8 protein-coding genes and 1 pseudogene are annotated in these 12,596 nt (G+C 49.5%); 2 read left to right on the top strand and 7 right to left on the bottom strand.

Features of this window, described 5'->3' with window-relative positions; translation table 11 throughout:
• On the top strand, positions 1 to 1,087 hold a 1,087-nt coding region (locus MJ643_RS29525), incomplete at its 5' end, for a hypothetical protein (RefSeq protein ID WP_247727213.1).
• Positions 1,088 to 1,693: 606 nt separating this feature from the next.
• On the opposite strand, the gene MJ643_RS29520 is transcribed toward MJ643_RS29525, so the two are convergent.
• A complete protein-coding gene (locus MJ643_RS29520) occupies positions 1,694 to 2,275 on the bottom strand; it encodes a hypothetical protein (RefSeq protein WP_247727212.1) in 582 nt (193 codons plus the stop codon).
• A 528-nt stretch (positions 2,276 to 2,803) separates the two neighbouring features.
• Here MJ643_RS29520 and MJ643_RS29515 point away from each other — a divergent pair.
• Positions 2,804 to 3,418, top strand: coding sequence for a hypothetical protein (locus tag MJ643_RS29515; protein ID WP_247727211.1), 615 nt, complete (start codon positions 2,804 to 2,806; stop codon positions 3,416 to 3,418).
• A 40-nt stretch (positions 3,419 to 3,458) separates the two neighbouring features.
• Here MJ643_RS29515 and MJ643_RS29510 read toward each other — a convergent pair.
• The 6 genes and pseudogenes from MJ643_RS29510 to gmtY all read right to left on the bottom strand — a co-directional run.
• A pseudogene (locus MJ643_RS29510) lies at positions 3,459 to 3,857 on the bottom strand (DDE-type integrase/transposase/recombinase); the annotation flags it as partial.
• 301 nt (positions 3,858 to 4,158) lie between these two features.
• Positions 4,159 to 4,740 (bottom strand): tyrosine-type recombinase/integrase, encoded by a 582-nt coding sequence (locus tag MJ643_RS29505; RefSeq protein ID WP_247727210.1) that lies wholly within the window; start codon positions 4,738 to 4,740, stop codon positions 4,159 to 4,161.
• Positions 4,741 to 4,890: 150 nt separating this feature from the next.
• Complete coding sequence (greB, locus tag MJ643_RS29500; protein WP_247727209.1) at positions 4,891 to 5,379, bottom strand: transcription elongation factor GreB; 489 nt, start codon at positions 5,377 to 5,379, stop codon at positions 4,891 to 4,893.
• A 215-nt stretch (positions 5,380 to 5,594) separates the two neighbouring features.
• Entirely contained in the window at positions 5,595 to 6,185 is a 591-nt protein-coding gene (gene gmtX / locus MJ643_RS29495) for a gamma-mobile-trio protein GmtX (RefSeq protein WP_247727208.1), read from the bottom strand.
• Positions 6,182 to 10,894: a VPA1269 family protein gene (locus MJ643_RS29490; protein ID WP_247727207.1), complete on the bottom strand. Its 4,713-nt coding sequence runs from the start codon at positions 10,892 to 10,894 to the stop codon at positions 6,182 to 6,184. The genes gmtX and MJ643_RS29490 overlap by 4 nt, the downstream gene beginning before the upstream one ends.
• 480 nt (positions 10,895 to 11,374) lie before the next feature.
• On the bottom strand, positions 11,375 to 12,596 hold a 1,222-nt coding region (gene gmtY / locus MJ643_RS29485; protein ID WP_247727206.1), incomplete at its 5' end, for a gamma-mobile-trio recombinase GmtY.

Here is a 12,596-nt window from a genome sequence, read left to right as displayed (position 1 = left end):
AGAAACGCTATTTCCTGAGCTTGGAGAGTGTCTAGGAAACCAGGGGCGATTCACCTGGACGGATGAGAAGGTTGCCAAGTCCTGGTTGGTGAAGGAAGGTGTCGAAGGGCCTTGCGAAGTTGTTCTGGACGCATACTCCATCGCATATCTTGCACTGACATGTGTCGTTGACCAGTTTCTAGCCGCTGGCATCACATTCGTCTTGCCTTCTGAAACCAAGGAAATCCTTGAACGCTGGGTCGCTGATATGACGCACAAGGATTTTCTGTCGCTTGGATTTACCGACAGCGGTCGCATGGTTCCCCACACAGCCTCTGACATCCAGAAGAATGAAGGGCACATCATTCGAGGTTTGCAACGTATCTTAGATAAAGCAGTCATCAAGCACCCTGCCAACCAGGATACTGCGCTTGAGTTGTACGCGATGAGAGACGTAGTAGACCACACTGTCTATCTCGCAATGCAGCTCTCTTCGGTCAACGACCTGGCTTGGCTATGCATGGATCTAGACTTTGCCGGTGTGCATCAGGCACAGGGCTTCAAGGTCGCCAATGCGCATCTTATGATGTTTCAGGCTTCGCGGGCGTCACGCTTCAACTTTGAGGAAAGACGCCACAGTCTTCTGCTTTTTGCGCGGGGTGCAATACCTCTGCCTGTGACTCAGGCTGATCTGGATGGATTGGCCAGCAATCCGAACCCACTGTCGAGCTACATTCTGTACAAGATTTTTCAAAAGTTCGGCAATGCCATTTTTGTGGAAACCCAATTGCAGCATGTGCTTTTGCCAGCAATGATCAGGCATGCTGGCTGTACATTTAATAGAAGAAACTCTGTTGCCTGGCCTTCATATACGCCCTGGCGCCACTTCGAAGAACATGTCTTTAATCACGGGCTGTGGATTTTCATTACCGGACGACGTGAGAAAACGGCGGAGTATTGGCTGGCTGTGGCCCTTAGGGTCACCTTGAGGGCTATCCCAAATGATGTGGATCTAGCCCTCTATCTGGTTGAGTTGTTCTCAGCTTTTGTAGTTGGGCATTTTTTGGATGAGGCTGCTGTCATCGAGCATTATCGGGCGCTCAACTAGGGCGCCTTTCAGAAGGCTTAGTACCTCTGTGTTAGAGGTGTTTTGAGGTGAGAACATCATGAAGATGCCAGTTGCACTAGTGCCCGTTGGCGAATGGTGGGGGTGAATGTTGCTTGAATACTCACCTTGATTTTGAACATGGTGGGGGTCTCCCTGATTGATTTAGGGCGACTTTAACTACCGAAAAGTTGCTTAGCAATACCCCTCGGGGTTGCTCTCAAGTACAAAGCCTATATAGATCTATAAGCTAAAATTCTAGGTATGGTTCTTGGCGGCTCGGCTGGGGCTTTAATTATGTAGGGTTCAGGTTTTGTCGCAGTGGCTCACCCAGGTATTTATTGTTTCTGAGCCTATAGGGTAAGTTTTTTTACTTTTTCCATGGCTAGCTTCGGTGTTGGGTTTGGTTCTTAAGAGGGGGTGAGTCTTAGCTGAGGGTAGGGATGGAAATTTACAAAGTAGCTCAGCAAGCCCGGCGGGTTCTGGCTACTGGCGCCATTGGGAGCGAGCTGCCGTCGATCACTGATCGCTGCTTTCACTCAGCGGGAGTGCTGAGCCGGCCAGACCTACCCCAGAATGGGCGGGAGTTCCCCGCCCATGTGAAAGGCTTTAGATAAGCCCTTTGTCCTTCAACTCACGCTGTACACGGCGTTTGATCTTGGCTAGTGGTGGTTTTTCGACCACTTTGGATTGTCGGTTAAAGAGCGAAGGGAATCGGGATTTGGCCATGTCCACTGGTACCAGAGCAAACGAGCCCCATTTCAGCTGCCAGGCGTGAAATTCCGCTTCGGTCTCGATGACATACAGCGGTTCATCGAAAATCTCACGGAAGTCCATGGCACTTACCCTGCCGTGGCCTGGTGTCGGTACTCGTACTTCGCGACCCCGCTTATCCCAGCCAATAAAATACGAGTCAAAGCCGACTGATGTCCACGTGCAATCATTCAGGCGTACATGATCAACGTCTTCCTTCGGCAAACGCAGGGCACAGATCTTCTGCATCAGGCCCAGGTAAAAATTACCGATGCGATCGGGCGGGGCGGTTTTGACGCAACCTTTAAAGTGGTTGTAGCTCTCGTAGCCTAGCCGTTTTGCCAGGTAGTTGAGGTATTGAGTGTGCTTAAGCTTTGGCGCATCCGCCACCTTCGTGTCTTTGAAGGTTTCCAGGATGGATTCAGCAGAAAAACTCATGACATTAGCTCCGTTGTCATGGCCGTAAAGCACTTTGGAAATGAGACCCTTGCAGGTCGATGTGCTTTGCTGGGCTTGCTGCAAGCCGGGCTGGCCACAGGGGACTAATGTGGTTGGCGGCAACTGCACCGTACTCTCCCACGCAGCAGGGCGGTGTACGGCGACCTGGGCTCCAGGCCCTGACCTGGAGGATAGCAAGTGTCAGATTTCGAGTGCAAGCGCTCTAGCATGTGTAGTAAACCTTTGGGGCTGCGCTTGGGCATGGCACATTGACTGGCTGAATGCTCACATTCTTTATAAGCATTTTTCGATCGTCATGGCACAATGCCGGGCCTTGGGCATCTGCCTCAACGCATGAGCAGGCTCTGACGGTCGACGGGTAGGGTAATGATTACGGATAGGCAACAAGCGTGGGACTTTGCGAAGCGTTGGCTCTTCCCCGAGCCGCGTAAATGGCTTTCGAAGAAGCTAGTCATAGCGGGACTGGCGATGACAGCGGCGCCATATTGGGAGCCTTTCGCGAGAGCCATGTTTACACGCTATACCGGTATTCAGGTAGCTCCGTCGGACGGTACAACCGGCGCGGTAATTCTGGGTATGGGCGTGCTGCTCATCGGCATTAATGGGTACGTGGATCACAAGGCGGGGCTCAAGGTAGATCCCGCTAGCGCTGCGGACAGACAGGTCATTGAGGCGTTCTTCTCAAAGTTTGACATCGACACCCTAGACCTCTTCATCGAGCACGGGAAGTCGATGTACACCTACGTGCCTGCTATTTATTACTACTACGGCATTCAAGAGTTCGTGGAGTCCGCCCACTTCCATCTGAACGACCTGGAGCTGAAGGGCGAGGTGGAGGGGCTGTACGCTGGGCTCAACAAGGCCCTGTCGCAGGGTGAATATTTTCACGAGTGCTCAAATGAAAAGCTTCAGAAATTCGACAGTAAGAGAGACATCTATCGGTATCCTGACGCTAAGGAAGCTCACGAAAACTTCCGTAGCGGAGTGTACGATGCGGAAGCGCACCTCAAGAAGCTGAACCAGCTGGTCAAAGCTAAATTTCCGGGCTTTGACACGGGAGCGACCAGTTCGATGGCCATCGCCAGGCGTAGCCGCTATGAGAGCCATACCCTCGGAGATTGAGCAGGCTCTTTAATGGGGCCCCGGCTTACCTATGTAGTGGTCAACTAATCCCGGACACCGGATTAAGTTTTTCCTCGGCAATCGCTGGCGGTAACCCACCGTTGAACTGATGCGGCCGCTCCCAGTTGTAGCGCTGCATCAGAAACCTGCCAATGTCCTGCTGTGCCTGCGCAGCACTCATGTAGCCCACACTTGGCACCCACTCCGTTTTCAGGCTGCGGAACAAGCGCTCCATAGGCGCATTGTCCAGGCAATTACCTCTGCGGCTCATGCTTTGCTTGAAGCGGTAACGCCACAAACGCTGGCGGAAAGCTCGGCTGCCATACTGGCTGCCCTGATCACTGTGAAACAGCACGCTCTGCGGCCGCCCGCGGTGCTCGTACGCCATGTCCAGCGCCTTGATGACCAACTCGCTGTCCGGTTTAGGTGAAAACGCCCACGCGGGTTGGGGTCAAGCGCTGGATCGCGATTGATGACGATCCGGACTTTGACTGGCCAATCAGCGACTGCCGGCTGGTTCGATGCGATCCCAACCAAGGACTGGGCAGCTTGTCGACCCAGCAGGAGCTGCGCTCCAAGCTGGCACAACTCTTTCAGTGAGAGCGCTGCCCTCGTTTGAATCGACATTGAGGGCAGGGCTCTGCAGCTATGAGACCCTGTGTAGAGCGATCTGTCCGAATTCTACCGAGAAGCCACCTTTCTGCCCCTTCGACGAGCAGACGCGCTTTACGTTGGCGCCGTCAGAACTTTGCTAAGCCATCTGATTTGTAGATAGCGGCAGTCTTAGGATGCACAGCCTGTCCTATCCATTTGTGGAGGGCTTCAGGGGGCAATGAATTATCGATGGAGATCCGACGGATGATAGCCTGACGAGCGCTGTGCGGGGTGGCGTTGCTGTCCAAATTGCAACTTCTCAACCAGGTTTTAAAAATTTCTTTGAACGCTTGGCTGCTGAGCGGTTCAGCATTGTTCGTGGGGGAGGGGAAGAGGGAATCATCCGGATGTGAGCAATTGCGTGAGGCAAAGTCGTTCACAAAACTCGACAGCGGCAGCGCCCAGGTGAAGTTACCTTTTATAATAATTAGGCCGTTTGTCATCGAGGTCAGGTGTTTACGTTGTAAGTCGATGAAGCCATGGCTGCGAGCGCCGCTCGACACAAGCTCCATAAGGGCCCGCTCACGAAGACTTTTACTGCTCATGACATGATCAGCTAATGCATCGAAATTTTGAGCCGACAAGGTATTTTTAGTGTTTTTCCTACCGACTTCTGGCGCACCGGAAGTGGTTAATTTCTTGGGCTCGTAAAAATGCTTCTTAGGCATGTAGCGGCAAGCTGGCGACAAATGAGGAAATTTTCTCGAAGGCTACATTATCATAATCAAGTACTTCCTTGACGATCTCGACAACTCTCATCTGAATAGTGTTCTCAGTGGGTGTGACTCCCATCCATAAATCAGGATCAGGAGTAGGAGTTATTGTTTGGCGGTATCCTGGTCGTAAGATATGCTGGCGATGAACCATATGGCTTCGCCTGTAGGTGTTTGCACCACAACTTCGTCACCTTCTTCTTTTTTCAGAAGCGCTCGGGCCATAGGTGAGTCAATGGAGATGTAGTCATTTCGACCGTAAATTTCGTCGTAACCCACAATTCTAAATCGTTTACTATCACCATCTTCATTCTCAATTTCAACCCAGGCGCCGAAGAACACCTTGCCCTCCTGCTCAGGGGCATAGTCAACCACGCGAATATCTTCCAAACGTTTACGAAGGTACCTGATTCGGCGGTCTATTTCTCGAAGTAATTTCTTGTTGTATTGATAATCTGCGTTCTCACTGCGATCACCAAGGGATGCTGCCCAGGTCACCTTCTGCGTGATTTCGGGCCGATAGGTGTGCCACAGGTGATCCAGTTCCGCTTTCAGGGCATTGTGACCGGCGCGAGTGATGATGTTGGTTGGCAAAGCTTGCTCCCAAATTGATCAGGCCAACTATTTCCACGGGGCGAAGATGCTCACGTTAGCGTGTCCGCTTCCTCAGCTTATTGCGCCTTCCCGTGAGCTCCGTGCTGAGCCTACCATCTATAGCCTGGCTCTGTGAGGGTAGGCTATAGAAAAAGTACGGTGTTTTGAGCGTGAGCGCAGGCGACGCTGGTGCGCTGTGTCCGTTCTCCGGGTAGTCAAAGATTTCTCAAGGCTTTTTCCAAGGCAGCTAAGGTTCCAGGCCAGAACAGCTGCTCATCGTTAGGCCCTAGAATATCGCTGCGAGGCCCACGTTTCAGGTTGTGTTCGGATAGGAACAGGTCTGAGCTAAGATATTCCAGCGCATCGCGCTCACTCTCTGTGAGTTTGAATGTTGCACTGGGCGCTGTCCTAACGTCGATGTCGTAAATCGCGTTTGGTGGCAGCAGTTCTTTTGTCTTGCGCTGTTCCGCCTTCAATTGAGCAAGCAGCCCTCTCGCCAGTAACTGGTGCCGGCCATTGAGCTCGTCGATCCAGCTATAAGGGCCGCTGACTGGTTTCGGCTCGGGAGGCACCTGATCGGAAAAAGCTTTGATCAGCGTCCGATATTTCGCCCCTCCAGAGTTTTTAATCGTCTGATACGAGGGCCCACCGTATACAGCCCCTAAGCGGGCGATCATGCTATATGAGAAATTCGTACTTGCGCGATTCTTCTGTTCAAGGCAAGTTTCGTAAACTGCTTGAAGGCTCTTACGCGTCCTTGTACTGGCACCTTCTAGCAAAAGCGAGAGTGTTTCCTCAGGACTCATTGCACCATCTCCTCATTATTTTCAATATACAGGCTCTTCTGAATGCTTTGAGTGTTACCCTGAGCCTCTCGCTGAGTCTTCCGAGAGGGAAGTGTTTTGGCGCGACTATCTGAATTAGTGTTCGGTTGGTATTTAATGCGAAGCACGTCTTGGGCGTTTTGACCTTTTAGCAGTGATTCAAGTGCTTTGGAAGTTAGGCGCTGGTCGCGAGGAAGGTCTCTCATTAGGGTCGACCCGTCCATAACCGACGATACGGTTGTCCAACTCATCCGGGCAATCATGAAATTAACAATCTGATTGCCTACCACTATCTGGCTTTTCTTATCAAGCTTGTACATGACAGGGGTCAGACGATTGAGCTCTGCCATACGGTCGATCATATTGCTGCGCTCAGGTGAAGCAAGATCTGCGCTGGCAGATGTGTAGATCTCAGCGTTTTCACAAACTTCGTGAAGTTGCTGGAAGTAAGAAACTTCCTCAAACGCCACCATGGCCTCATGGCCAGGCTTTACAATCAGCTGCGTCGAGTTGTTCTGCAGGTCGGTACTGGCACGCTCTGCGATGAGTGATTGGCACTCTTGTGTGAGCTTATTAATCGCGTTCAAGTCCGCGAGGTACATGTCTGCGGCAACAGATGCCGTGTTGATCAGGCCGCTGAGTGAATCCAGCTCGCTTTTCGCTTCGTCAATTTGTGCTTTGTAGTCGATCCCTGTAGTTACACCTGACTGGGACTCGTCAAAACGATCCGCCGCAAGTTTTTTAATTTTATTGCCCAGCTCTGCTTTTTTGTCTTGCATATCCTCCAGCTTGCCAATGTGGATGCGGCAGCAGAGTGAGATTTCGTTCGCCAGTGACAGCAGGCCGCCTAAAAATACAGGGCCAGTCAAAAAGTGCCGACAATGAATGCAGTTCTCACGGCCTAAATATCCAGCGGGGACGGGGATTAACTTTCCATCAATAGATACTCCATCGCCACAACGACTGGCTGCCATTAGGCAGATTCCATAATCTCGATACAAAGCACTCCCAGCGACAATTTGGCCTGTCATTTGCTTAAGTGCATCTGCGTTGTTGTTGATGAATACATCGCTTCCCTGATCTTTTCGGCCTTCAACAAGTTTTTGGTACGCGCCTTTTGATTGCTTGTGCAGATACCGTTTTTCTGCCTCGTTGAATTTTTGACGCAGCATTTCGCCATTTATCTTGACGTAGTAAATTGTCATGATTATGGAGGCATGTCCAACGATTTTAACTAGTACGCTCAAAGGCAACCGAAATTCCATGACATAGGCAGTAATGAGGCTGACTCTCATGGCATGTGGTGTAAACTCCGATCGATAACCGCTCACATTAAATGGTGAGCCCTTCAAGGTTGCCAAGTTAGGTGCAGTATTGTATAGCGCAATAGCAATGCGTCGTTGAAGTCTAGTGCCAAAGCTCACTCCACATTCCTCTGAACCAAAGTCCCTGAACAAGAAGCAGTTACTTCCTTTGTCTAGGCGTTCAGGCTCCGAGTAATTGGTGTTTACACACTCGCCCCATGGCATGGGGCGATCGACGGGGTTATACTTCGACTGCCAGTCTCTAAGTTTGATCATCCATTTAGCCAAATCCTCTGGCATCCAGGGTACGTCATATCCGACGATGCCTTCCGCTGACTTGTTGGTAGTCAGGTGCATCCCGAAATCACCGTTCGGGTAGGGTTTTATGAATCCTTCAGACGCTGTCTGCCCGCGCAGGGGGGATGGGTTATCTATCCATATCATTTTCCCGTCTCTTATTACTGGAATCCTGAGGTCACACTCTCCAGAATCTGCGTATGCGAGCTGAACACCTCGAATGGGAACCGACGTCAGTGCGTAGGTATGCATCCAATATCCCGGGAACCAGATTTTACAACCCCCGTTTTCCAGGCGATAAACGCAATCGGGGTCATTTTTGTCAATTAGTGCTTTGTCAATGTCAACCCAGTCAGCATCGAATACTTGCAGATGTTTGAGCTCGGAGAAAGACGCGGCGGTGGTTGGTACAATCCATCTTTTTATTGCATCTACATGGTGATAAGCAAGAGGCGGTTTAGAGGTTTGTCCAAGTCCAGCGCTTTTTAGTGAGCGCAGAGAAACCGGATGGAATGGATTTACCGCTCCAGCAAGATTAATTTCTTCGTTCGTGTCCTCGCAGCGAGCGGTCAGATTTTTTTCGATAAACTGATCCGAAAACTCTTTAAGCGTGCTCAAATGTTGCTTGGCTTTACTATCCGGCAGTCGTAGCAAAAATTCTTTAAAATCATCCCGGTTAAAATCATTAGTGGTGAAAAATGTGATGGGGTCTTCGCTTAAGTTGTTGGGCTTGATATAATCTCTGACAAATCTTACCAGATGATGAGCCTTGAATAGGCCTTTAGCGGTGCGCAGAAAATCTGCGAAGGCAAAGCGCCATTTTTCGTATGGCTCACGCAGGGTTACCAGCGTATATGGCTCTTCTTTGCCAAGATAGGCTTGCCAGTTTACCCATTCATCGCTATAAACTTTTTCGGGAGTTAATGGGAATTTGCTGTCTCCACCTTCTTTGATATATTTCTTGTAGGCGCCACTCGTTGGAAGGTTAAGCTTGCGAAGCAAAGCAGTGGCATCTTCATAGCAGTACGGGCGCTCTATCCCGCACGTGTCATACCAATCCTTCCATTCCTTGGCGAATACACGATCGGGGTGGGCAGGTAGGCAGGGGTATTTTTTATAGGCGTCTCGATATTCCCTACTGTTTTCAATCCCAATAGCCTTTATTGCAAATTTAACATCCTCCAAGGTTTTGCATTTCTTGGGAAGAATAAAGTCGAGCCAGGGTATAGATTTTCGATAAAAAGACCTGATGCTTGAGGGCAGCCCCGGGTCAAGATGGCGCTTTTCTTTGTATTCCTGCAGCGTTGTGAAGCCCAGTGCACGAGCAGCTGCGCCAGCTTCTTCGGCAGTTTTATAAAATGGCGCTGCGGATAAAAATTCGACCCACCCACCAGTTGGCCAGGTATTTTCGTAATAAAGATCAGGTCGCTTTGGCAGCATCGGATCCGAAGCATGACCATTTGCGTACTCTTGGATGGTTTTGAAACCCAAGGCGCAGGCATGTATCCTAGCGAGCTCTAGCGTTTCATATTTCTTCTGCTCAGGAAGGAAATTCTCCCAGCTCGTCCATTCCGTTTTGTAGGCATGGTAAGGATGCTGGGGGAGTTTCGGATCGTCAAGGTAATAGACTTTATATTCCTTGTTCGACGCAATACCAAGTTTGCGAACAGCTTCTTTCGCATCATTATAGCTATCATAGTGCTCGATGCGCAGCCCAACAAAGCTGGGCCAGTCAATCCACTTCTCACGATAGAACCTGTGGGGCTGTGAAGGCAGCTCTGGGTGGTCGCTTCGGAACGCATTGTATTGCCTGCGCTTTGTGATCTTGTTCTCCACTAAGAGCTTTGTGGCCTCGTCTATGTCGAGGTGTCTAAATGTTTTGACTAAACCGAGATAGTCATCCCAGCCTGCCCATTGATCGAATTTTGTTGCGGGATCTACATATAATGCACTATCCGCCAGCTTGCAGCGTCTCACATATTCAGTTTGATTAGAGCAGCCTAAAGCTCTGGCTGCATTTCGCGCATCATCAAAATTCTCATAACGGTCGGGTTGTCCGAGAAATGCATGCCAGCCTTGCCAGCAGTCTTTATAGCTGTCCATCGGACGCCTTGGCAGCTTCGGATCTTTGTTGAAACCAGCCTTGTAATGCTCCTGTGTTGAAAAACCATATGCGCAAGCGGCGGCGCTTGCTTCGGCAATGCTGGGATACCGTTCGCCACCTATTACAAAATCACTCCATCCGTGCCACTCGTCTTTATAGATTTCTTGAGGATTTTGAGGGAGCCTCGGATCGTCAAAGTGTCCTTGAATATACTCTTGCTCGGAAATGATTTTGAGGGATGCCACCGCATGTTTTGCGTGTTCGTACGTAGTATATGGAGCTAATTTTTTGCTCAAGAAAGTTGGCCAGTCAAGCCATTCTTCAGGCCAGGCGGTTTCAGGGCTTGCAGGTAGTCGTCGGTGTGTCTTCTGAAATCTAGAGTATTCCGCTTCGCTTTGGATTTTCTCTTCTTGTACCAGGGTCTGGGCGTTCTGGTAGCTGATAAAGTGTGTATCCAAATCCAGTCCCAGATAGTCCTCCCATCCAGTCCATTGGCTTGCAAAAACTTTGTTGGGGTGGTTGTATAGAAGCGGATCTACCTTTCGGCATGTAAGTATATACTGGCTTTTAGTTGTAAAGTTGAGTGCGCGCGTCGCCTTCCTTGCTTGATTATAATCGGTATATCTTGGATTATGATTCAAAAATTCGCTCCAATTTTTCCACTCTGATTTGTAATATTTATTGGGGTGGAATGGAAGTCGCGAATCTCCAGTTTGGAATTCTATGTAGTCCCTTTTGAGTTTGATTCCCGCCCGCCTGACAATTTCGCACGCCTCGTCGTAGCTATGGTGATTGCTCTCATAGCGCTCTGCATTTCCCAGGTAGTCGCTGAAGCTTACAAAGTCGCTGTACTTGATTGTGGGGTTGCTAGGGAGTCTGGGGTCTTGCTTGTACCTTTTGATGTAGTCCGTGCTGCTAACGAACTTCAATGCGCGGGCAGCAGCTCTGGCTTCCGCGTAGGTTTTGTACAAGTTCTTCTTTGCCATTTTCCGTATTCCGATTTCAAGTGCTACTTAGTATTTCAAGGGTTTGTACGAAAAGTCCCTAGCGATATTCAAGCAAATACGCGCAGTTGACCGGGATGTTAGTGGTGATTCTGAGCATAGGACGCCTCTTGCCCGGTTATTGCTGTTATCATTTAGGCATTGCGCAGAAGCTTTTCGTACAAAACCTAGTGCCCTGAGTTATAAAACATTAGCCCAGGGTGCTGCGATGTCGACTTACAGATGAGTTGCGTGTGATGGGTCAAGTACTCTGCTCACATACGCAGGTCTTGGGCTTTTGTTCTAGAAAGTTCTTCCAGTCATCCCAATGGCTGGGGTGGTGTGAAGGGCTGTCTGCTAGTTTGGTGTCTGTTTGATAAGCAGCTACGCGAGCGGATGCATCTTTTGTGTTGCCGATTTTACAGGTTGGGCGGCTATTCATTTGTTCGGTCTTCCTCTCTGTATCAAGGGTAGGTGAGGACTTCAGTCAAAGTCAGAATCAGCAAATGATAAAAACTCGGGGGCTGACAGTGTTGATGCAGGGTTGCCTCGTTCAGTCTCTCGCATGATTTCCCGAATTTCCTCACTGCTTTTTGAGGTGTAAACTCCGCAAGAGGTGGGACTCCTATGGTGCATCATTTTTTGAATGTCCACTTGTTTGAAGTTATGTTGAGCGAGGCGATAGCCATACGCATGTCTATGTCCATGCTCTGTTGTTCCCAGCTGCTTTGCGCTGGGAAGTTTGATTCGATTGACAGCTGCAACGTGCCTGCGCCTAAAGTTTTTTCTGGTCTCTGGCTTTCCATGCATGTTGGTAAATGCATACGGGTGTTGGCCATTTGTTGGCTCAATACGTTGATATTTCAGATACAGTTGAAATATAAGCAAGAACTCCCTTGCCTTCGAAGGGGGGAAGAAAGAGATGTTCATGAAGTTGTCGGAGTGATCTAGCATGGGATTCTTCCATCCGGCATGTAGACTTTCACTTTTCAGGTATTTATTTCGTGGCTTCAAACCATACCTGCGCTTCAGATAATCTTCGCGGTTGTCATATCCGCGCTCAGGTGCTCTCCCTTCAGTTGGGTGGTAGATTTTTACGATAGCCTCATTTAGCTCTACATTTATAGTAATGTCAGAAAGGTAGATGTGAAATAACTCGCTTTCACGCACGCCACCGTAATGCATTAGATAAGTCATCGCTTGTGATTTGTAATCAAAGTAATGCGGGCTGGTAGGGTCTTTGACTTGAGGGTTGACAAAGCCTTTCTCAATGAGATCATTGAAACGGTTTTCTGCGAAGCGCTTCACTTCTTCTCTCAGAACTATGTCTTCGTGAAGCATACCAATCTCTCTTGTGTACTTGATGTCATTGAGCGCTGCGTTGCTCTTGATGTGTTTTAGAAGACTGTTGTTTTTCTTGTGATGATAAGCACACCAGTTTATCTTCTGCTCGTGGTTACTTGCTTCCCTTATTGGATTCGCAATAACGCCACTATGGTCTGGTTGGCGTGTCAGCCAATCGGTGTATTGAGTCAGGTAGCCAATGATACGATTGACTCGTTTCTTCTGGCGTGGCCTCCAGTAGAGCTCGGTTGGGTCTTTGCCTTCGTAATCAACAGTGCCGTGATCAAGTGCGTATCTGAAAGCTCTTAAGGAAATCCTGAAAAAGACTTCCTGATTTTGGCAAAATACCCGGACTCCACCC

Source organism: Pseudomonas sp. PNPG3 (assembly GCF_023093815.1).
Lineage (GTDB): Bacteria > Pseudomonadota > Gammaproteobacteria > Pseudomonadales > Pseudomonadaceae > Aquipseudomonas > Aquipseudomonas asiatica.
Note: the sequence above shows the minus strand (reverse complement) of the source record. Positions and strands in the feature narration are given on the sequence as shown.